24 protein-coding genes are annotated in these 22,878 nt (G+C 29.1%); 4 read left to right on the forward strand and 20 right to left on the reverse strand.

Going from position 1 to position 22,878, the window contains the following annotated elements; translation table 11 throughout:
* Positions 1–13: 13 nt before the first annotated feature.
* The 8 genes from AVANS_RS08600 to AVANS_RS08635 all read right to left on the reverse strand — a co-directional run bounded on the left by AVANS_RS08600 (position 14) and on the right by AVANS_RS08635 (position 9,410).
* Positions 14–5,233 carry a hypothetical protein gene (locus AVANS_RS08600; RefSeq protein WP_239817469.1) on the reverse strand — a complete coding sequence of 1,740 codons (5,220 nt, stop codon included), beginning with the start codon at positions 5,231–5,233 and terminating at the stop codon, positions 14–16.
* Positions 5,234–5,436: 203 nt separating this feature from the next.
* Positions 5,437–5,916, reverse strand: coding sequence for a GNAT family N-acetyltransferase (locus tag AVANS_RS08605; RefSeq protein ID WP_239817470.1), 480 nt, complete (start codon positions 5,914–5,916; stop codon positions 5,437–5,439).
* A 28-nt stretch (positions 5,917–5,944) separates the two neighbouring features.
* On the reverse strand, positions 5,945–6,301 hold the full coding sequence (gene rplS / locus AVANS_RS08610; RefSeq protein ID WP_239817471.1) for a 50S ribosomal protein L19: 357 nt from the start codon (positions 6,299–6,301) through the stop codon (positions 5,945–5,947).
* Positions 6,291–7,007, reverse strand: coding sequence for a tRNA (guanosine(37)-N1)-methyltransferase TrmD (gene trmD, locus AVANS_RS08615; protein ID WP_239817472.1), 717 nt, complete (start codon positions 7,005–7,007; stop codon positions 6,291–6,293). Before trmD ends, rplS begins: the two co-directional genes overlap by 11 nt.
* Entirely contained in the window at positions 7,007–7,528 is a 522-nt protein-coding gene (gene rimM, locus AVANS_RS08620) for a ribosome maturation factor RimM (protein WP_239817473.1), read from the reverse strand. Before rimM ends, trmD begins: the two co-directional genes overlap by 1 nt.
* A complete protein-coding gene (locus AVANS_RS08625; protein WP_239817474.1) occupies positions 7,518–7,763 on the reverse strand; it encodes a KH domain-containing protein in 246 nt (81 codons plus the stop codon). The genes rimM and AVANS_RS08625 overlap by 11 nt, the downstream gene beginning before the upstream one ends.
* Positions 7,763–7,987: a 30S ribosomal protein S16 gene (rpsP, locus tag AVANS_RS08630; RefSeq protein ID WP_239817475.1), complete on the reverse strand. Its 225-nt coding sequence runs from the start codon at positions 7,985–7,987 to the stop codon at positions 7,763–7,765. Before rpsP ends, AVANS_RS08625 begins: the two co-directional genes overlap by 1 nt.
* A gap of 91 nt (positions 7,988–8,078) precedes the next feature.
* Positions 8,079–9,410: a signal recognition particle receptor subunit alpha gene (locus AVANS_RS08635; RefSeq protein WP_239817476.1), complete on the reverse strand. Its 1,332-nt coding sequence runs from the start codon at positions 9,408–9,410 to the stop codon at positions 8,079–8,081.
* 100 nt (positions 9,411–9,510) lie between these two features.
* Between AVANS_RS08635 and AVANS_RS08640 the strand changes: the two genes are divergently transcribed.
* The 4 genes from AVANS_RS08640 (at position 9,511) to AVANS_RS08655 (ending at position 12,083) form a co-directional block, all read left to right on the forward strand.
* Positions 9,511–10,656, forward strand: coding sequence for an MFS transporter (locus tag AVANS_RS08640; protein WP_239817477.1), 1,146 nt, complete (start codon positions 9,511–9,513; stop codon positions 10,654–10,656).
* 58 nt (positions 10,657–10,714) lie between these two features.
* Positions 10,715–10,909 (forward strand): 50S ribosomal protein L35, encoded by a 195-nt coding sequence (gene rpmI / locus AVANS_RS08645; RefSeq protein ID WP_239817478.1) that lies wholly within the window; start codon positions 10,715–10,717, stop codon positions 10,907–10,909.
* Between the two features lie 81 nt (positions 10,910–10,990).
* Positions 10,991–11,344, forward strand: a complete 354-nt coding sequence (gene rplT / locus AVANS_RS08650) for a 50S ribosomal protein L20 (RefSeq protein ID WP_239817479.1) — start codon at positions 10,991–10,993, stop codon at positions 11,342–11,344.
* Between the two features lie 106 nt (positions 11,345–11,450).
* A complete protein-coding gene (locus AVANS_RS08655; protein ID WP_239817480.1) occupies positions 11,451–12,083 on the forward strand; it encodes a hypothetical protein in 633 nt (210 codons plus the stop codon).
* 66 nt (positions 12,084–12,149) lie between these two features.
* Here the strand turns inward: AVANS_RS08655 and AVANS_RS08660 are convergent, their stop codons facing one another.
* From AVANS_RS08660 to AVANS_RS08715, 12 genes are all read right to left on the reverse strand, one after another.
* A complete protein-coding gene (locus AVANS_RS08660; RefSeq protein ID WP_239817481.1) occupies positions 12,150–12,608 on the reverse strand; it encodes a type II secretion system protein in 459 nt (152 codons plus the stop codon).
* 39 nt (positions 12,609–12,647) lie between these two features.
* The gene (locus AVANS_RS08665; protein WP_239817482.1) at positions 12,648–13,121 is read right to left on the reverse strand and encodes a type II secretion system protein; all 474 of its coding nucleotides are present in this window, start codon (positions 13,119–13,121) and stop codon (positions 12,648–12,650) included.
* 81 nt (positions 13,122–13,202) lie between these two features.
* A complete protein-coding gene (locus tag AVANS_RS08670; protein WP_239817483.1) occupies positions 13,203–13,652 on the reverse strand; it encodes a type II secretion system protein in 450 nt (149 codons plus the stop codon).
* A gap of 188 nt (positions 13,653–13,840) precedes the next feature.
* Positions 13,841–14,680 carry a hypothetical protein gene (locus AVANS_RS08675; protein WP_239817484.1) on the reverse strand — a complete coding sequence of 280 codons (840 nt, stop codon included), beginning with the start codon at positions 14,678–14,680 and terminating at the stop codon, positions 13,841–13,843.
* A complete protein-coding gene (locus AVANS_RS08680; RefSeq protein ID WP_239817485.1) occupies positions 14,680–15,144 on the reverse strand; it encodes a TlpA disulfide reductase family protein in 465 nt (154 codons plus the stop codon). The genes AVANS_RS08675 and AVANS_RS08680 overlap by 1 nt, the downstream gene beginning before the upstream one ends.
* On the reverse strand, positions 15,141–15,602 hold the full coding sequence (locus AVANS_RS08685) for a thioredoxin-like domain-containing protein (protein ID WP_239817486.1): 462 nt from the start codon (positions 15,600–15,602) through the stop codon (positions 15,141–15,143). Before AVANS_RS08685 ends, AVANS_RS08680 begins: the two co-directional genes overlap by 4 nt.
* A complete protein-coding gene (locus tag AVANS_RS08690) occupies positions 15,595–16,245 on the reverse strand; it encodes an ABC transporter ATP-binding protein (RefSeq protein WP_239817487.1) in 651 nt (216 codons plus the stop codon). The genes AVANS_RS08685 and AVANS_RS08690 overlap by 8 nt, the downstream gene beginning before the upstream one ends.
* Entirely contained in the window at positions 16,246–17,385 is a 1,140-nt protein-coding gene (locus AVANS_RS08695) for an FtsX-like permease family protein (RefSeq protein WP_239817488.1), read from the reverse strand.
* The gene (locus AVANS_RS08700; RefSeq protein ID WP_239817489.1) at positions 17,372–18,655 is read right to left on the reverse strand and encodes an FtsX-like permease family protein; all 1,284 of its coding nucleotides are present in this window, start codon (positions 18,653–18,655) and stop codon (positions 17,372–17,374) included. Before AVANS_RS08700 ends, AVANS_RS08695 begins: the two co-directional genes overlap by 14 nt.
* 9 nt (positions 18,656–18,664) lie before the next feature.
* Positions 18,665–20,068 carry a Fe-S-containing protein gene (locus tag AVANS_RS08705; RefSeq protein WP_239817490.1) on the reverse strand — a complete coding sequence of 468 codons (1,404 nt, stop codon included), beginning with the start codon at positions 20,066–20,068 and terminating at the stop codon, positions 18,665–18,667.
* 61 nt (positions 20,069–20,129) lie between these two features.
* Positions 20,130–20,666, reverse strand: a complete 537-nt coding sequence (locus AVANS_RS08710; protein ID WP_239817491.1) for an iron transporter — start codon at positions 20,664–20,666, stop codon at positions 20,130–20,132.
* Positions 20,663–22,771: an FTR1 family protein gene (locus AVANS_RS08715; protein WP_239817492.1), complete on the reverse strand. Its 2,109-nt coding sequence runs from the start codon at positions 22,769–22,771 to the stop codon at positions 20,663–20,665. Before AVANS_RS08715 ends, AVANS_RS08710 begins: the two co-directional genes overlap by 4 nt.
* Between the last annotated feature and the right edge of the window lie 107 nt (positions 22,772–22,878).

Below are 22,878 nucleotides of genomic sequence, written 5' to 3' on the forward strand. Positions count from 1 at the left end.
TAGGAATTAAGAATTAAAACTTATATGAAAAACCAATGTTTCCTTTTAGTTCTTTATCTGAGTTAGTGTATAGATTGCTTCCTAGGTCTATATTAAATGAAGCATTAGGGCTTAGTTTATAATCAACCCCGAAATTAATTCCTACACTAGTATCACCTTTACTTCCATCTACTTTGTTTTGTATTTTAAGTTCATCAATGAAGATTAAATCAGGCTTGTGGTTTAATTCTTTGCTAAGTCCTACTGCTAAATACGCATCAAATACATTAGGCACTTTAAATCCACCTTCTAAAGCAACTCCTAATTCATGCTTTAACTGACTATCTCCTTTTAATACTAAACCTTCTTGATTAATTGCAGTTGGTTTATATGAAGTTAGATGATATTTTAAGCTAGGTTCGAAATATACCTTATCTCCAAATCTAACACCACTCTCAATACTTGCTTCATATACATTGTGGCTTTTATTAGCTTTTACATCTAGCATTTTTGCTTCATAAGAGCTTGCGATATTGTGATAGAAAGCATTAGCACCTATAAAAACATTATTATTAAATTTATTTAGCGCATAAATTCCAAATCCTTTAGAATCAGCATCTGAGCTTAAATTACCTTTAGTCTCAGCTCTACCAACACTAGCAGCTAAACCTAGAGTTAAATCTGAATTATTAAACTCATGAGTCTTATCAATTCCAACGCTCATATTCTTATAGCGGATTGCGTTGTATTCATACTTTGCATAACCCATTTGATTATCAAGCCAAAAACCATTGCCTAATTTATAATCTTTTAAAGCTCTAAATCTTTTACTTAAAGTATTGTTTTTAGTTCTAATTATATAATCAGGGCTTGTTAGAATGAACTTAGCTGTATCTATTGCTTCTTTATCAAACTCAGTAGGTTTAAACATATCGCCAACTTCTACTTCAAGGCTTGTTAGATTATAATTATTGTTTGCACCATTTGCTATGTTAGTGCTATCTGCTCCGCTTATTACACTATCTATGTTTGTATTATTTACTAAGTCTTCTCCACTAACTCCAACACTCCAAACATAACTACCATTAATATCACTAAAGTGCTTGTATTTATCTACTAATTCATACATTGCTAACTTTGATTTATAAGTAACTTTAAAGAAGTCTTCTCCTATGCTTGAAGTTGTAGCTGCTGTTACTACGCCTCCGGTAGGTGTGCTTTGTTTAATGATAGCAACAGGAACGAAACCTTGTGTTAAATTACTTAAATTTGTATTAGCTAATTGAATTCTATTTCCACCGCCAATTGCACCTTCTCTAGCAATTATAGCTCCACTATATCCTTTATATAAAGAATCATCTTCTCCAAATCCATTTCCGTAGATGTAAAATGTCGTATTTGTAGCATTTAAAGTATTAGTTGCAACTTGACCATGAATGCTTGACTTGCTTGTATTTAGTTTATCAGCTCTTATACCACCTTTAATGGTTGAATTATCTACATTATAAGTATTTCCTTTGGTAATATTTGCATCATAAACTTTAGTAGCCGCATCGCTAGCACCTGTTAATAAAGAACTTACATTAGCACTATTTTTAATAGTTGCTATGTTTGCACTAATTTTATTAGAAGTTACATTGATATTATCAATTACTAATCCAGTAGTTACATTAATATCATTTGCTGTTATATCTTTACTAGCACCTTTATTTGCATCGTATAAGAAATCAGCGCTATTTGCTTTAACTATATTAAACTTGTTTCCTTGATATGCAGTAAGCTTATTATCAACATTAAGCATTCCATTAAATGTGCTATTATCTACTTCTGCATTATTGCTTACTTTTGTATCGCCTTTATAAGTAGCATTGCTACTATTTCTTATATCGCTTAGGCTTACATCTTTTTCATAGGTTACTTGATTAGTGAATAAATCACCTGTACCTGTAATAACTGATGAGATTGTTCCATTATTTACATAGATTTCGCCGTGGTTTTCAATAGTTCCTGTGATTTGCGAACCACCTTCTATTAAAACCTTATTAGCTTGGTTTGTTAAAGTTAGATTACCTATGTTTGAATTGTTATCTAGCTTAGCCATTGTATTATCGCTTAGAGTTAGATTAGCAACTTTTGAACCAGAATCAATGATTGCTTGAGTATTGTTTTTTAATTCTAAATCACTAAAAGTAGAGCCACTAATTACTGAACCACAAACAGCTGGATCTTCACAATTAATGCTTACTTTACCACCAAATACTGAGCCATTAGCGTATAATTGTCTTACATCTGTTGTTCCTATAAATTCCGCACCTTTTTCAGCTGCTAAGAAATCAGTTGCTACACTACCCTTAAAGCTTGAACCCGCATTTGCAATAATGCTATCTTTTACATTTACTTTACTTGCTGTATCAAATACTGAACCATTATTTGCTATTAGTATGTTTGAATTAACTTCACTTGTAAAGTTTGCACCAGTGTTTGCTGTAATAGTATCGCTTGCTGTTACTACGCCACTAAAAATTGCTTTATCGTTAGCTATTATTTCTTTTGCAGATACATTGCCTTTAAAATTAGCATTAGCTGATGTTAATGTATCTATAACATCTACTGTGCTAGCAAATTCTGAAGCTGTTGTTCCTACTAAAGTCTCTAAATTATTTGCTTTTACTGAGCTATTAAATTTAGAACCATTACTTGCTGTTAGTGTATTTGTATCGATTGCATTAGCAAAGCTTGAGCTATCAGCTGTGATTGAATTGTTTTTAGTTATTGTGCCACTAAATGTAGAGCCGGTTGCTTTAATATCTGTTGCATTTACAGTGCTTGTAGCTGCAAATGTTGAGCCTGTGTTAGCTTCTAGGAATGCTGAATTTATCGTACCATCAAAACTAGCTCCGTTTGAAGTGATTTTATTAGTTGCTGTTGTTGAGCCTTTAAAGCTTGAACCAGCATTTGCTATGATATTATCGTTTGCTTTTACAGTACTTGTAGTATCAAATACTGAGCCACTATTAGCTGTGATTGTGTTAGCTGTGGTAATTCCACCAAAGCTTGAACCATTGTTTGCAGTGATAGTTCCTGCTGTTACATTGTTTGTAAACTTAGCATTAGCTGATGTTAGTGTGTTTGTAACATTTACTGTGCTAGCAAAACTTGAAGATATTGTTCCTGCTAAGGTTTCTAAATCATTTGCTGTTACAGTGCCGTTAAATATAGCACCATTTGAAGTTAGTTTGTTAGCTACTGTTACATTTCCTTTGAAACTTGAGTTGTTAGTAGCTGTTAATGTATTTGTATCAATTGCTTTTTCAAAAGTTGAGCTATCAGCTGTGATTGAATTGTTTTTAACTATGTTTCCACTAAATGTAGAACCTGTTGCTTTAATATCTGTTGCATTTACATTGCTAGTAGCTGTAAAATTAGAATTAGCGTTTGCTTCCAAGAATGCTGTTTTTATTTCTGCTTCAAATGTAGCACCTGTTGAAGTGATTTTATTAGTTGCACTTACATTGCCTTTAAAATCTGCATTATTTGCCGTAATTGAAGTTGCAATATCTACATTACCACTAAATGTTGATTTGTTATCTGCTAAGGTTTCAAGCTCATTTGCTGTTACTGTGCCACCAAATGTAGCACCATTTGAAGTGATTTTGCTAGTCGCTGTGGTGTTAGCGTTAAAGTTAGAACCATTATTTGCTGTGATTGTGTTTGCAGTAACATCTTTAGCAAATGTTGTATCACTTGCAGTGATTGAATTTGTAATGTTTATGTTGTTATTAAATTTAGATGTTGCCGAACTTTCTAAATCTTTTGCAGTTACCATGCCATCAAATGTAGCACCTGTTGAAGTAATTTTATTAGTTGCACTTACATTGCCTTTAAAACTTGAACCTGCATTTGCTATGATGCTATCGTTAACCTTTGTAGTGCCATTAAATACAGATCCACTTTCTGCAATAATAGTTCCTGCTGTTACACTGCCGTTTAAATTAGCTCCATTTGTTACTTTTAGTTCTTTGCTTACATTAATATTCGCTCCTATTGTAGAAGTTCCTATTTCTGCATTAGCTGCGTTAATATTGTTTGTATTATTTAAAGTTGAACCAGTTATGTTTAATTTTGTTTTCGCATTAATATTTGCATTATTAGAAGTTGTAATATTATTAATTGTTATATTTTGAGCTGTTATATTGTTGTTTTTATTTAATCCACCATTATCTATATTTATAGCATCAAGAGTAAGATTTGCTAAATTAGTTCCTGCTCCACCTATATTAACATTATTAAAAATTCCACCTTTAATTGTCAAAGAACCATTTTTATCGTTAGAACTATTTGCATTTATAGATTGATTTGTGAGATTTGTATCTGTAATTACAACATTAGAATTATCTTTAATAACAATTTTATGTGAAGTTGGAGTAGAAGTTGCTTTTGATAAATCCATACTATTAATATCTATTTTTCCATTTAAAACAATATTACCACTAACATCTATTTTATTAGTGCTATCAAGTTTCATATTAATAACTTCAAAAGAACCACCTCCTTTGATATCTATATTTGTCATAGAATTTTGTGTAGGATTTGCAGAATCTCCTATTGTTAAATTACCACCACCTGCATTAATTGTTGCTTTGGCTCCATTCTGACTTACATTTGTAACTTTTTTAATAGTAGAACCACCTTGAGCATTATTAAATTTAGAAGTACTATCTATTTCTAATTCATTTATAGTTGTTCCATAAAAATGATTTGCATAATCTGCACCATTTGTCATAATAGCTTTGTTTATTTCAACACTTGAGTTTTTAGAAAAAGAAGAATTATCTAGTGTTAAAGTTCCTATTTTAACAAATGTATTACCAGTATTATTGTGCCAAATATAAAAATTTGATTTATCCTTTAAAGTAAAATTATCTACCTTAAATAAAGCACCATTACCTACACTACCAGTAAAAGCAGTACCGCTCCCATTAAGATTTGTAATATTAATTTGTCCACTTTTATCATTTTTAAAACTACCACCTGTTAAAGTAATATTATTAGCTGTTAGATTTCCAGTAACACTGATATTTGCTCCATTTCCTTGTATATCTTGTGTTATATTTTGAGTTCCTGTTACTGTAATTGTTTTATTTGTTAAATCACAAGGACTAATCCCACTGCAATTCAATTCTTCTGCGAATAAATACCCCCCCCCGCTGATTGCTAAACAAGTTAATAATGATAAACTTAATTTATATTTCATGAGTTTTCCTTATTTTGTAATCGTTATTTTTCATAAAAAATTAAATGTTTCATTTTAACAAAATTATGATTAATTACTTTGCCCTAAAGTCCATTGATTAAGATAAATTCTTATTTGAAATTATTATAAATTTTTACATTAAAATGCATTGTTTAAATTATAAAGTAAATGCAAAAATTTTAAAAAGAATTTGAATTATGAATTTAAATTTTTTTATTAGCTAGTTTATCAATGCCTATTTTATCTAATCTTAGCATTCCCCAATCATCTTGCCTAAATACTCCGATTTTTTCATAAAATTTTAAACTTGGTTCATTGTCATTCAAACAGCAAAAATCAATTCTTTCATAATTATTCTCATAAGCAATCTTGGCTAATTCACGAAAAATAGCCTTGCCTATTCCTAAACCACGATAATCGCTATCTACGAACAAATCTTCTAGATAAATGCCACATTTTCCTAAAAATGTTGAAAAATTATTAAAATACAAAGCAAAGCCAACAGGTTTAAAATCATAATATGCTATTAAAACATAAGCTTTTTCTTTTTCAAATAACCATTCTTTTAATAATTCAGTAGTTGCAACTACACAATCTGATAGTTTTTCGTATTCTGCGAGTTTTTTAATAAAACTCAAAATTAAATCTAAATCTTTTTCTGAAGCTTTTTTGATTTCAATCATAAGAAGAACGGAGAAAATCTCCGTAATATTAGCGTTTAAGTTCTTTAATTCTTGCAGCTTTACCGCGTAATCTGCGTAGATAAAATAGTCTTGAGCGTCTTACTTTACCACGGCGAACAACACTTATGCTTTCTAAACTATCTGAATAAATTGGGAATATTCTCTCAACTCCAACACCATTTGCACCTATTTTGCGAACCATAAAAGTTTCACCTGTGCCTTGACCACGGCGAGCTATACAAATACCTTCAAAATTTTGAACTCTTGTTTTATCGCCTTCTTTAATATGAATAGCAAGTTTTAAAGTATCACCAGCTCTAAAATCTGGAACATTTTTACCTTCAATTTGCTTAGCTTCAAATTGCTCAATATATTTATTTCTCATAGTTTTTCCTTAAATTATTGTGCTTGGCAAGTAAATCCGGGCGGTGGAATTTAGTCTTGCAAAACGATAGATGATTTTTTAAAAGGTTAATATTAGCGTGATTACCCTTAACAAAACTTGAAATTGAATAAAATTTATTAAAAATATTATTTTTTTTGTATTCATATATAAAAGGTTTGGTAAAAGATGGTGCTTCTAACAAATAATTTTCAAAACTTTCTTCAACCAAACTTTCTTCATTTAACACACCTTTTACATTTCTAGCAATGGCATCACACAAACATAAAGCGCCTAATTCTCCACCAGTTAATACAAAATCTCCTATACTAAAAACTTCATTAGCATAATTTTCAAAAACACGCTCATCAATTCCTTCATATCTTCCGCATACGAAAGTTATTTCATTTTTTAGAGCTAATCTTTTTGCATCAATTTGTTTAAAAGGTTTTCCTGTTGGACTTAAAAAAATAATATGAGTATTTTTGTAATTTTCTAAGCAATCAAATAAAGGCTGACAAGACATAAGCATTCCTGCTCCGCCACTGATTTTTGTATCATCTACTTTGTTATGTTTATGTTTTGAATAAAGTCTTGGATTATCATAATTTAATTTTATAAGTTCTTTTTCTTTTGCAATTTTTAAAATACTTTCATTAAAGTAGCTCTCAATTAAATTTGGAAATAAACTTATAAAATTAAATGTCATTATGAGTTTTCTAAAATAACCTTAGAATTTTTTACCTTAATACACTCGTTCACTGAGATTATAAAATTATCATGAAATGGGATATAAAAACTATTTGGCATTCCTTGATTAAGCAAATTTATATCTGTTTTAATTTCTAACAAATCATTAGCTCCAGTCTCAAGAATATCTACAACTTTACCTAATAGCTCATCTTCTTCATATACTAAAAGTCCTATGATATCAAAATAAAAATGTTCGTTCTTATTTAATTTAATATTCTTTCTAGTATTCTCAACGCTTGAATAAAGCTCCATATTTACTAATTCTTTAGCACTATTTATATCTTCATATCCTACAAATTGAATTAAAGAATTATTAAAATCAAAAGATTTTATAATGAATTTCTTACCATTTTTATCAAAAAATTCAGCCTTTGGCTTAAATTGTTCGTAAAAATCACTTTTATTATGAAGTTTTAAAAACCCAATTAATCCATGAGTTTTACCTATTTTTGCAACAAAAACCAAATTATTCATCAAAAGTTTTTACCGTGATTTTATAATTTAATTTTTGAGTGTTTTTATTATTAACAGCTATTGTTTTTATAGCAGTGATTATTTTACCTGACTTACCTATAAGTCTTCCTGCATCAACTTTAGTAGCCATAATAACAATATCTACTAAATTATCTTGCTTTTCTTCTACAAAAATCTCTAGCCGCTCAGGATTTGCGGCTATTGTTTTTGCATATGTAAAAATAAAATCTTTTACCATTATTTTGTAATTCTTGCTACACGATCGCTTAGTTTTGCACCAACGCTCTTCCAGTAAGCTAGTCTTTCAGCATCATATTTAATTGTTTCTGGTTCGCTCATTGGGTTATAATATCCAATACTTTCAATCCAGCCACCATCTCTTCTTTTTCTGCTGTCTGTTACTACTATACGATAAAAAGGACGTTTCTTTCTACCCATTCTTGTTAGTCTTACAACTGTCATTTTTTCTCCTTGATTGATTTAAAGATTTTTTATAAACAAAAATTGTCTATAAAAAAGCTTTAAATAAGTTTAAAGCTTTAAAAATTTTTTATTATTTTGGAAAATTTCCTTGATTTAACATAGAACTTAAACCTTTCATACCACCTTTTGAAAGTTTTTTAGCAATTTTTGAAGCATTTTCAAATTGTTTTAAAAATCTATTAACTTCCATTTGAGAAAGTCCTGCTCCTTTTGCAATTCTTGCTTTTCTTGCATTATTTAAAAGACTTGGCATTTCTCTTTCTTTTGGTGTCATTGAGCTAATCATAGCTTTAATATGTATCATTTCTTTTGAACTTTCTAAATCTATATCTTTAACTTTATTTGCAACCCCACTAAGTCCTGGTATCATTCCAACTAATGAGCCTAAATTACCTAATTTCTTAACACTTTCTAATTGGTTTATAAAATCATTGAAGTTAAATTCACCTTTTTTAATCTTTTTGCTTAAAATTTTTGCTTCTTTTTCATCAAATACAGCAGAAGTTTTTTCCATTAAAGTCGCTAAGTCACCTTCACCCATTATACGGCCAACAATTCTTTCAGGCACAAAGCTTTCAAAATCTCCTACTTTTTCTCCGATACCTACGAATTTTAAAGGTAGATTTAATAATTTTGCTATACCTAAAGCAACCCCGCCTTTAGTATCAGCGTCAAATTTACTTAAAATAACACCACTAATTCCTATTTTTTCATTGAAGATTTCAGCAGTTTTTACACCTTCTTGACCACTCATAGCATCAGCTACATAAAAACTCTCATAAGGATTAACAATTTCTTTTACACGAGCAAGCTCATTCATTAGTGGCTCATCAATTGCTAAACGACCAGCAGTATCTACTAATAAAACATCGTATAAATTATCTTTTGCTTTTTTTAATGCTTCAGATGCAATTTCGCAAGGGTCTTTGCTATCCATTGAAAATAAATCAATTTCATTTGCTTCGCATAATTGTCTTAATTGCTCTACCGCTGCAAGTCTTTGTAAATCACACGCTGCAACTAAGACCTTTTTCTTTCTTAGCTTTAAATAGTTAGCTAATTTAATTGTGCTAGTTGTTTTACCGCCACCTTGCAAACCTATCATCATAACTGATGTTAAGCCACTTGGAGAAAATCTAAATTCGCTAATCTTATTTTCTGGTGTTAATATGTTTGTAAGATTGTTTTTAATAGCATCTAGGAAGTGTTTTTGACCTATTCCTTTTGCTTTTACTTCGTTTTCTACATTAACTAATAATTCTTTGGTTACTTTAAAATGAACATCAGCTTTTAGTAAAGATTTTTTCAGTGTTTCCATTGCGTTTTTTAACGCTTTTTCATCATCTATTGTTTTTAATTTATTTACTGCTTGCTTAAAAGAATCACTAATTAATTCAAACATTAAAAACTTCCTTATATAAAAATTTAAAAAGAAACAATTATATATTTAAATGCTTTATAATTGTTTAATATATTTTTTTATAGTTTTGTAAAGGAAAATTATGAAAAAAAATTATTTTTTAATAAGCATTTTATGTGTAATTTTTATATCACTTAATTTAAGAGCACCGATAACTGCAATAGGCCCTTTGGTTGATAAAATCATGCTTTCTTATGAGCTTAATTCAACCCAAATAGGAATATTAAGTTCTTTGCCACTTTTATGCTTTTTCATATTTTCTTTAATAGCTCCTATTTTACCAAACACAAAAGCTGTATTTTCTGCAATTATTTTAATTATTATAGGTTTATTTACAAGGGCATTTTTTAATACTTTCTTCTTATTTTTTGGAACTATTTTAATAGGCTTAGGAATTGCAATTTTAAATGTTTTAATGCCAAGTTTTATCAAAAATAATTTTAAAAATATAGGCAAAATTATGGCAATTTATGGAATGATTTTAAGTGTTTCTAGCTTAATTGGAGTTTTTGGGCATTATTTAGCTGAATACATAGGCTTAAGCGGAACTTTGTTTTGTTGGGTTGTTTTTGCAATTATTGCATTGTTTTGTTATCTTCCTTTTATTAAAAATAATAGATTAAATAGAAAACAAAATCTTAAAAAATTTAAAGATTTTTTAGGCATTTTTAAAAACCAAAAAGCTTGGATAATAACAGGATTTATGGGCTTACAAAGCTGTGTATTTTATACGATAATTACTTGGTATCCTAGCATTTTAGCAACTAATTTAAGCAACGACGCAGCCACAAATATCGTTATATTATTTCAATTTTGTGCTATGTTTTCTGCATATTTTATCCCTAGCAAAATGGCAAATTCAAGCAATAATACATTGCTTTTATGTTTAGTTTGTTTTAGCAATATATTTGCATTTTTTATATGCTTACTTAGTTCAAATATATATATTTTGATATTTTCTGCTTTATTATTTTCTATTCCTGTTGGTGGGATTTTTGGAGTTGCACTAACTATGATTGCAATAAAGTCAAAAAATAGTGAAACTACCGTATATCTTAGCTCAATGGCACAAAGTGTTGGGTACTTAATCGCAACAATAGGACCTATTATTTTTGGATATTTTAAAGATTTGAGTGGAAATTTTGATATTTCAATTATTTTTATGATAATCATTAGCTCTTTATTGCTTATTTTTGCCTTACTTTCAAATAAAATAAGCTATATATAAACTTTTTATGCTAAAATCTATTCTTCTTTTTTAGAAAATTCAACAAAAAGGAAAGCTTATGCCAAAAATGAAGAGCGTAAAAAGTGCTTCTAAGCGCTTTAGAGTAGGCAAAAACAAAATTAAACGTGGTTCAGCTTTTAGAAGCCACATTTTAACTAAAAAGCCTGCAAAAAGAATGCGTGATTTAAGAACAGCAAAATTTGTTCATGCTACAAATGAGAGCCGTGTTCTTAAAATGCTTTGTATGAAATAAGAGTTTTTGATTTTTTAATCATTCGTTACCCCCGTTTCGGGAAAGATTTGCTTTAGGCAAACGCCATTAAAAGGAGAAATTATGGCAAGAGTAAAAACAGGCGTAGTAAGACGCAGAAGACATAAAAAATTATTAAAATTAGCTAGAGGTTTTTATAGCGGTCGTAGAAAACACTTTAGAAAAGCTAAAGAACAATTAGAAAGAAGCTTGGTATATGCTTACCGCGATAGACGCCGCAAGAAAAGAGATTTCCGCCGTTTATGGATTATTAGAATTAATGCGGCATGCCGTTTAAATGATTTAAGCTATTCAAGATTTATGAATGGTCTTAAAAAAGCTGGAATTGAACTAGATAGAAAAGTTCTAGCAGATATGGCAATGAACGACGCAGCAGCATTTGCAAAAATTGCTGAAGCAGCTAAAAAAGCACTATAATTATTTCCTAGCTAAAATTAGCTAGGATTTTCTTTATTTCTTATTTTTTTCATATATACATTTTCAAAAATTTGCTAAAATTACTAGCTTTAAAAAAGGAGTTAGTATGAAAAAATTATCAATTTTATTACTTGGTTTAACTTTAGGTGCAAACGAATGTGCTAGTTTGCAAGAGTGTATGCAAAATGCAAATTTTTATCAATTTGATAGAGAAGATGAAAAAAACGCTAGCGTTTATTATAAAATAGCTTGTGAAAAATACGAAAGTTATAACGCTTGCAAGGCATTAAGCGATATTTACAAATATTCTGATATTTTAGAAAATTCAAAATTAAGCAAAAAATATAAAAATAAGACTATTAAAATAGCGAAAGAACAATGTAAAAATAATAACGCGGAAGCTTGTTATGATTATGCAAATTACTGCGAAGTAAATTATACAAAATGCGAAGATTATGAAAAAATTTATAAACAATCTTTTGACTTATATACAGCAGAATGCGAAAACAAAAATTACTCATCTTGTTATTATCTAGCAAATATGTATTTCAATGGAACAGGTACTAATATAAATGAAGAAAAAGCACTTGATTTATATAAATATGCTTGCTTTAACAAAGATAATAAAAGTTGTTATGAAGTAGCGCAACATTACGAAAATAAATCTTTAGAATTTTTAAGAAAATCTTGTGAATTAGGATTTAAATACGCTTGCGAGAAGTTAGATAATATAAGATAAGCTTTTTAATAACTAAAAAGCTAAGAATTTGAATTCGGAATTAGATTCTAATTCCTATTTCAAATTCTAATAACTTATATTACTTCCACCTACTGGAATATAAACAATATCGCTTTTAGAAATATCGGTAAAATTAGTATTTGTTTTTGAAATTCTACCTTTTAGTATTTGTATTACTGAATTAAGGTTTAGTAATTTATCACATATTTCGCTTTTTGTTTTTAATTTTTTAACTACTATGAAATATTCATCAGTAGTTATTTCTAAGCAATCAGTATTTTTAATATTAAAAAATTTATCATCTTTTAATTCTTGTGAAGTCATATCTTTTAAATTGCTACTAAAGTTTGTTTGAGTTGTATAGTATGAGCTTAAATCTTCTAATAATATAGCTAGATTTTGAGCTGATTTTACTATCTCGGCATCATCTCTAGTAGCACTTAATCTAGGAATTGCAACTGCTGCTAATGCTCCTAAAATAACTATTACAAATATTAGTTCAATCATAGTGAAGGCTTTTTTCATTAAGCTCCTTAAATGAATTAACCTAGATTAGTTTCTAGGTTAAAACGAAACATTGCCTGCACCCAAACTAATCTTATAAGCATCTAACTCTCTTAAATGATTTTTAATATCTGAACCGCCCATAATCTGACTAACAGAACTATTTGTAAAAAAATTAACACAAATACCTTTATTATAATCAGGAGATGCGAAGATTTTAATATCACTACCATTTGTGTCTGCATTGATTGTTACGCAATTTAGTTTTTTTAGGTAAATATGCGCTGAAGATTTATTTCCATATATGTGAGGCTGTAATACAACATTTGTCATATCTTGTATTTTATTTGCAAATTTTCCATTAGCTGTATAATAAGATGCTATATCACTTATCGCCGTTGCAAAGTCACTTGCACCTTTAACTAATTCAGCATCATCTCTAGTAGCGTTTAGTTTAGGAATAGCAACTGCAGCTAAGATACCCAAAATTACTATTACAAATATTAGTTCAATCATCGTGAATGCTTTTTTCATATTTATCCTTTAGAATTTAAAAAAGCCAAGTTAGGATAAATTCTAACTTGGCTTAAAACTATTTCATCAAATAAAGTGAAATTAGAAAGAAATATTTCCGCCACCTAGTTCGATTTTATATCCTGTGTCACCATGCGCAGAAAGTTTTTTGTTTCCTAAAATAGCTGCAATACTACTTACATCATCAAAAGATTTGCAGATAGGTTTAGGTGTACCTTTTAAAGATGAACCCTGTTTAATAGTTAAAGTGCTATCTGTTGCGGTAAATATCGCACACTCTTCACCTTTAATAGCGAAACCGCCAGTTGCACTTAAAGCCACATTAGTCATATCTGATAAATTTGTAGCAAATTTACCCTTAGCTGTATAATAAGATGTGATATCACTGATAACTGTTGAGAAGTTGCTAGCCGCTTTTGCAATTTCTGCGTCATCCCTTGTAGCATTTAGTTTTGGAATAGCAACTGCTGCTAAAATTCCTAGAATTACGATTACGAAAATCAACTCAATCATTGTAAAGCCCTTTTTCATGGCTATCTCCTTAAAATTAATTTCACTTTATTTACACAAAAGTAAAATTAATTTAAGGCTATTATTAAAGAAAATAATAAGTGTAAAAATGATTTTTAATCTTTATTTAGCATAGGATAAATCGTGTGGATATAAAAGGAATTTAAAATAGGAATTAGAACCTAATTCCTATTTCGTAATTGTTAGAATTATTTAGACCAAAAGCCTTTTTGGAATGGAAATTCGTTGCATAAAAGTTTATTAATCTTGCAACCTTTATAAATTGCTTTTCTTAGTTCTTTTTCATATTTTTTTAAATACTTTTCATCTATATTATTGTTTGAATTACAATGCATATAATCGCCCTTTTCGCATAGCTTAATAAGTATTTTAACCCTATTATCTATATCTTCAATTCTTCCATAAGCATGGTATAAATTAATGCATTTTTCTACATCTTTTTCGCAGTTTTTATCGGTATTTTTCAAAGCTATTTTAAGCAAGTCATCATCATCAATAATATAATAATCCTTACAACCCATACAAGATTTTAAATCTCCACTTTTGCAAAGATTTTCACATATTAAAGTAGCTTGTTCTATATCACCATCACAAGAAATTGCATTAAATAATAAAGCAGCTTTATGTAAAGAATTTTCACTAGCTAACATAAAGGCTTTTTTGCCTTCTTCGCTATATTTTGCCTTATCAACAATAGCAAGGCTTATGCAAGAACTAATATAACCTAAATCACAAGCTTTCTTATCGTATTCAAGGCTGGTTTGATAGCTTAGTTCATCAAAATAGCTAAATGATATATGAGAATAAAAAGCACACGCATAGCCTGAATTATCTTTATCACATAGATTTTTTGACATACCTTTTACTACAAAGGGCTTATTTATATGTAAGCCTAGCCTAATTGCTAAAATACAAGCATTAGAGTTGTTATTTTTGCACGCATTTATAACGCTTGAAAAATTACTTTTATCATAATCTTTTGCATACAAGCTAAAAATTAGACAAAAAATAATACAAATTATTCTCATCAAACTCCTTTAACAGCTCTTAACTCCTTTTCTAAAACTGATTTTGGAGTTAAAGAGATGAACTTTTTTACCATTTTACCATTGTTATCATAAATAAACATAGCAGGAACTCCATAAACACCCCCTACTACATTGCTTAAATACTCAACATCTAAACTATCATAAATAGTTGTAAATGTTACACCTTTTAAATTCTTAACAGCCATATCCTTATTTTTCATATTTCCTAATACAGCTATTATTTTATAATTCTTGCTTAATTCATTTAATATGGGAATTTGTTTTTCACAAACTCCACAATCTTTAGAATAAAAAAACAACATAAAAGGCTCATCAAGACCTTTTAAAGCCTTTTCTTTGGCATTATATTTTAAACTAAGTGGCTCTTTTGAATTAAGTGTTAAAAAATACTCATCCTTACAAGCACAAAAAATCAAACATAAAAGCATTAAAACAATTCTCATAAATATCCTTTGATTTTTTCTTGTATATAATTAAATCCCCTATCGCCTAAGATTTTTTCAACATAAACGCCGTCTTTTAAGATAAATAAAGTCGGAACTGCAAATATTTCATACCTTGACCAAGTTATGTCTTGCTGATCTTTTAAAAAAATCATAGCATCATAATTATGTTCATTTTCGTGCTTTTTAATAGTTTTTAAATCATCAATTGAATTAATTGCATAAATTTTTATATTATTATTTAGCGCATAATCATTAAGGCTAGCCATTACTTTAAGACAAGCAGCACAGCCATTCTCCCAAAACTCAACTATTTCAATACCTTGCCTTGTAAGCTTAATATTATTACCTTTTGTATCCTTAGCTAATATTTCAGGAGCTTTTTCATTAAGGCTAAGCTTTGCATTATCGCAAGCTACAAAAAATAAAGCAAAAACTATTAAAAATAATTTATTCATTTACAATAAGACCATCTTTAATAGTGATAATCTCATCAGCTTTTTTTGCTAAATCAGGGTTATGCGTGATTAAAACTATTGTTTTACCTTCACTTCTTAATTGTTTAAAAATATCTAAAACAATTTCTCCATTTTCTTCATCAAGATTACCAGTAGGCTCATCAGCAAGTAAAATGCTAGGATTATTTATAAGACTTCTTGCTATACAAAGACGCTGTTGCTGACCACCACTTAGCTCGCTTGGCAAATGCTCTAATCTATCAGCTAAGCCAACTTTATCTAAAATCTTTTTTGCATCGCTTTCATCAATGCTAGAATGATAATATTGAGCTAGCATAACGTTTTCTAAAACACTTAAATATGGAATTAAATGAAATTGTTGAAAGATTAGTCCTATTTTTTCACGGCGGATTTTTTGCTTATCAACTTCGCTTAAATGAGTTACATTAATGCCATCTAAAAAATATTCGCCCTCACTTGCATTATCAAGCAATGATAAGATATTTAAAAGCGTTGTTTTACCGCTTCCACTCTTACCTACAATACTAAGCCAACGACTTTTTTCTAGTTCAAAACTAAGACCTTTTAAAACATGTGCTTTATCAAATCTTTTGTGTAAATTACTAACTTTAATAATACTCATTTACTCTCCTCTTAAATTACCTACGATATCTATGCTTAAAGCTTTTTTGATAGGAAAATATGCAGCAAGAATAGCAAAAATAAAAGAAATTAAAATCGCTATTACAAACGCACTTAATCTAAAATCAATACTAGCATTAAAAATAATTGCTCCTAAAAATTGTGCTAATAAATACCCACCAACTGAGCCAAATAATGAAGCGATTAAGGTAAGTATAAAAACTTCACTAGCAAATAATTTTACTATATCGCTTTTAGCAGCCCCTAAGGCTAAATGTAAAGCGATTTCCTTTTTTCTTGAAAATATAATTGAACTAAGCGTTGTATTAACACTTGTTGAACTAATTATTAAAATTACAATAGAGATTAAAAACATTAAGCCTTTAATTTTTTCTAAAATTGCACCCTCTTTAATGCTAACACTAGGAATTGTTTTAAGCTCTGCATTTTCATTATTAATACTTGCACTTAGCTTTGATAGGTTTTCAAAATTATCATCAATTATTAAAGAAGCATAAGAATATTTATCCTTTACACCTGAAAACTCTTTAGCTGAATCTAAATTAATAAACGCCATTGCATCAATTTCATCTCCACTAGAAATTATGCCTTTTACTACGAAAGTTTTTTCAACTAATCCTAAATCTTGCTTATAGTTTAAGGTTAGTTTTGAGCCAACTTTCTTATCAATTGTATTTGCTAAATCAATTCCTAAATAAATACTATCAGCTTTGCTGTATTCGCTAGGACTTAAACTACCTTTTAAAATAGTTAAAAATTTATTGATTTTTCTAAACTCATCAAAACTAACTCCAGCGACTAAAATCTGCCTACTTGAATAACTAGGGGTAAAGTATAAATAAGGCGAAATTGCTAAGATTTTTGAGCTTGTTATTTGTGATGTTATATTATTTACATCACTAATATTTACATAATCGCTATCTTTAGCACTTAAAATCATATTAGCACCATAGCTTTTAAGCTCTTTGCTCATTTTATTATCTATGTCAAAATAAATATTTAAAAACGCATTCGCAACAGCAGTTCCCATAAAAATAGAAATTAAAATTATAAGTAATCTTTGTTTTGAAAACCCTATACTCTTTTTAACTTGAGTTATGAAAAAATTATTTCCTGCCATAAAGCACCTCTACGATTTCTAGTTTTATAAAGTTTTTTGTAGCTATTAATGAGCCAAGAATTGAGATTAAACTAGCAAAAAACATACAAATAAAAATAATAATAAAATTATAAGCAATGCTATGAGAAAAGATATTTAAAGCTATTAAATCACTTACAAAAAATCCAAAAATACTTCCAAACACACTAGCAACCAAGCTAACACATAAATAATCAACCATAAATATCAAATATATTTGTAAGTTATTCGCTCCTAAAGCCTTTAATAAGCCTATTTCTTTTGAGCGTCTATAAACATCGCTATTTATAAGCGAAGCTTGTGCTACGCTTGCAACTACTAATGAAATTAAAAAGATTATTCCCATTAAGCCTTGAATTTTTTTAACCACTGAGCTTTCAGCATCAGCAACCTTGCTAAGTGCTTTTGCACTTGCACCTTTGTAGTCTTCTTCTATTTGATAAGCAATTGAGCTAACATAAGCAGTGCAATACCATTTATCAAACTCAACTGCATCTAAGCTATCTTTATCATGTCTTGCACGCATAGCAAGGTCGTTTTCTGGAATTGTAAGCGCTGAAACTTCGGCTCTTTCATAAGTTGGTTTTGAACCTAAAATCTCATTTAATTTATCAATACTTATAAGCAATTTATTATCATATTCGCCTAAATTATCAATAATTCCTACAATTTTAAAAGTTCTAATTCCTGATTCAAATTCCACATCAATTTGATCGCCTGATTTAAGATTAAATCTAGTTGCAAATTCTCTTCCTATATTTGCTTCTAGGATATTGCTTTCATCATTTACAAAATCTTTATCGCTTTTCCAAAAAGGAAATAAGCCTGTGATTCCAGTTTTGTAATCTTCTTCGCCATCAATAGGAATATTTTTATCAAAATAAGTGCCTAAAACTTTAATCTCTTTGCCATTAATTTTTGCTACTTCATCTTTAAACGGAGCAAAAGCTGTTATATTGTTTCTCCAAAAGATTTCTTTTATTTTGTGTAAATCTTTTAATTCTAAATATGTTTTATTCTCAAATGGTTTAAAAGTCTTATTTCCTACTTCAATACTAAGTGCTGAACCTTGTGGCACAACGCTAATATTTGCACCATAATTTCTAAGCTCTTTTGTAAGCTCATTACCAACGCCTAAAGTTATATTTAACATACAAGCAAGTAACAAACAAGCTAGAAAAATAGTGCCAAAACTAAGAAGTTTTTGAGTTAAGTTGCCAAAAATTGATTTTTTTATAATTCTTAAAAACATTGCTTCTCCTTAACTTTGATAACCATTTAATCTAAAAGGCGCATTATCGTTTGAGCTTACATATTTGCTAGGGTCTTTTTTAAATTCTTCATAGCTTTCATCAGTGCTAAAATAATAATTTATACCTTTATACATATAAGATTTTTTAGCTTTTGAGTTTAAAAATTTATCTTGATTTACAGGGTCAATTACTTCAATTTCAACAACTTCACTAAAATAATTTTCCCCATCTAAAACATCTCTTACTTTAATTAATAATTTATTATTTTTTTCATCTACTTCGTAATTTAGTGGAATTGGATTACATCCACCTGCCTTGCCTACACTTGGTAAAAATAGCCTTACGTTACAAGCAACGCAGATTAATTCGCCTTCTTTTAAAATATATCCTAAATCCCCACAAATCATACAAGAATCAAACACAGCAACAGGAGTGATTTTGCCAGCAAAACGATTGATTATAAAAAATCTAATCTTTTTACCTGAGCTTGAAATATAAGCATATCTATGTAATTTTCCATCACTTACTTTATCTAATTCAAACTCAAAATGAGTTTTACTCTTTGGAGCAATTACTAAAGGCTCATCTATACTAATAGGCTTAGACGCAACTAGATCATAAAATAAAACGATTATAAAAGCTAAAACACTTAAAATAAATGTAATGCTAAAGTGAGTGTTTATTGTGCTTGTAAGGTTTTTGTTTTGCCTATAAACAATATCAAAATCGCCTTGTTTTTGAGTATATTTAGGGCGAAGTTTTAAGCATAATCCAACATAAATAATGCCTAAAATTAAGCAAATATAATAATAAAACTCAGCATAATGCTTACTCTTTCCTATATAGCTTAAAAGTGCGTCGCTATCGCTTAAAGCTCCGATACTTCTTGTCTTCATTCCATATAAAGCAAGTTCAGCTAAACATTCATTTATAAACATTAAAGCCAAAATAATTGCTATTAAAATACTAATTTTTGATTTTACATGCTTAGTAGAATATACAAAACTTATAAAAAATACGGCACATATAAAAAAAGCTAATAAAATAAAACCGAAATTTAAAACCCCTTCAGTATCTATTAAATTAGATTCAAATATAACAAAATTTGCACTTAATAAAAAATATCTAATAGCACACGCAAAGGCTATTAAAAATACGCTTGATATTGCAAATATTTTTATATTTCTTAAAAATACTAATAATAAAGAAATTATCAAAACACTATCGGCAATGATTAATCCTATTCTGTTTTGCTTTTCGTAGTTTATGATATAAAATGCAATATATCCAAAAATAAAACCAACAAATGCAGAAATTAAAATCTTATAAACTGAATGATTTTTGCAAGCAAATGATGTAAAAAAGCTAATAACAAAAGCTTCAAGAAATAAATGTATAAAATAAATACTCATTATTGTCCTTATTTTTGTATATTTTTATAGAAAGCTAAATTAGCTTTCTATTTTTTAAGGCTTATTTATCAGGTGTTCCGGTGTATTTGAACTTATATTTTACGTTAAATGTATCAAACCACTTATCAACACCTGTTTCTTTATCTACGTGGCGACCAAAACCTTGTTTTTCAGGATTGTCAATTACAAATTCTAATTCATAGTTACCTATTCCTGTATCCATTTTAATGTTTGCACCATAGTGTGGGCCATCATCAGCTACCATTGGCATAAGCTTTCCAACTTTTGTTTTACCATTATCTAGGTTTGTTAATTTATAACCTATTGTAAGATATGGCATCCAAAAACCTTCTGGAAAACCATTTGGATTTTCTTTAAGAGCGTGAATATCAGCTTCTAAGTGAATATCAGCTAATGATGCAGCTAAATCAATTCCTCTTGGCTCCATTTCAATTGGTTGTAAATAAACTGCTGCTATTTCCATACCATGTAATTTATAGCTTTCTGCTCCATCAATTGTTGGGATTTCAACTTCACCAGCGAATGCTGAAGTAGCTAAGAAAGCACCTGCAACTAAACTAAGCAATGACTTTTTCATTGTTTCTCCTTTGATTTGATTTGCATATAAAGAACTCCTCCTATTAATAGAAGAAGGATTATTGCCTGTAACACTAAGCTCTCATAATAAGGGTAAAGCCCTAGCCATGTAATACTTTCAAATGGCGTTGATATGAGATGTGGAGTTAAGACCTTGCCCTCAACAAGTTCCATAATTCCTTTGCCTGTAAAGACAAAACACATATAAAAAATCACAATTGAGGTTAATAAGAAAAATTGTTTTATAGGTATTCTAATAGCTCCTGCTTTAAGTAAGAAATATAAAATTACTAAAATAACTAAACCTAATGCTAAACCGCCTATTACAGCACCTAAACCAGCGCTTGAACCTGAATCTATAAGTAACGCTTGATAAAATAATATAGTCTCAGCACCTTCTCTAAATACTGCTAAAAATACAGTCCACCATAGAGTTTTTGCACTACCACTTGTAATTGCCATTTTTGCTTGTTCTTTTAGATTACTTGCGTATTTTTTATTTCTTGCATTGCTAAGCAACCAAAAGCCAACATAAAACAACAAGGCTACTGCAATTAGCATTGTAACACCTTCTATAAGCTCTCTACTTTGACCTGAATTACTAATAAAATATGAAACAATAAACGCTGTTATAAATGATAAAATAACGCCCGTTCCTAAAGCTGAATATGCTATGTTTAATCTATCTTTATTACCACTTTGAATTATGTATGAAATTATTGCAACTACTATAATTAAAGCTTCTAAGCCTTCTCTTAAAATAATTGTAAGAGATGATATGAATAAAAACCATACACTAGTATCACTAATCTTATCAAGTTGGCTTGCAATTAATTTATTTAATTCATCAAAATTAGCTTGTAACTCTTCTTTGCTTGCCTTGCTTTTAATTAAAGCTGTTCCTTTTGTAAATTTCTCTTCTATCGCTAATTTAACGCTTGAATCAATTGCACCTATTTTACTCTCCATACCTTTTGCTTCAAAAATATCTAAATAAACACTTTGAAGAGAATTAATACTTGCTTTTTCACCTACATTTTCATAATCTTGAACTATTTTTGTAAGTGCGATTTTAATATCGGTTGCAACTTGGGTATAATCAACATTTTTTGTTTCATCAACATATCCAACTAGCTTTAATTTACCAAGATTGCTTTCATCAATTTCTGTCATTACTTCAAATATTTCATTAAGCAATTCTTCGCTTTTTTCTCTCATATCATTTTCACTAACTTTACCACTACGAATATCACTACCAAAACTTCTTAATTTGCTTCTCATATTAATATTTTTTGTAGCGTTGATTAGTATTTCTATATTTGTATTTATATAAATTTCTTCTCTTGCTGAGCCTATTGTATCAGCAGCTTTTGTGTATTCTCCAAGCTTGTTATATTGCATTGCTTCATCAAATTTTTCGCTTAATAAATCATAAACATATTGAAGTCTAGGATCAATTGAAGCAGCAGCTTGAAGACTTTCAAGACTATCATACACTGGCTTTTGCATTACAGGCTTTTGCACTTCTCCACTTGCTTCTTTTGCTAAAAGTGCAATTTCAGCAGCTTTTTGCTCTTCACATTTAGTTCTTGCATCGCTTTCATTTGAGCCAAACATCATTTCGCCTTCAATGCAAGACTTTAATAAATTTTCTCTTGCATTAATTTCTGCTTTTGCTTTATCATAATTTGGATCAGATGCTACGGCTTTAATCTTAAAACCATCTTGAATAATAGGCGTTACTTCTTCTAAATCTAATTTAAGACCATAGATTAAAGCTTCAATTTTATTAATACTTTCGCCTTTTCCATAATAGCTTCTTAGATTAGTAAATTTTCTCTCCATAAAAAAGCCTTTTTTTCCGATATTTCTACCGATTGGCCCTTCCATATTTTCAAAATGCTGAAAATATGCTTCGCTTGCAAGTTGTCTTGCTGTCGCTGCATCGCCTTTTTTATAAGCTTCTAAACCTTTATCAAGCTTTTCAATAATCAAATCTTTTTCTTTAAAATAATCAACATCATCTCTAGCAATTACTGAAGTTACTAAAATACAAATAAGAAATAATAATTTTTTCACAAGTAAGCCTTTATAATTTTTTCGCATATTCTAAAACTTATAAATAAATCAAATCTAAATGATACTTATTATTTTTTTCATAATTTATCAATTAGGAATAAAATTGATAAAAAATTTTTCAAGTTATTAACCAT

It is taken from the genome of Campylobacter sp. RM5004 (assembly GCF_022369455.1).
Lineage (GTDB): Bacteria > Campylobacterota > Campylobacteria > Campylobacterales > Campylobacteraceae > Campylobacter_E.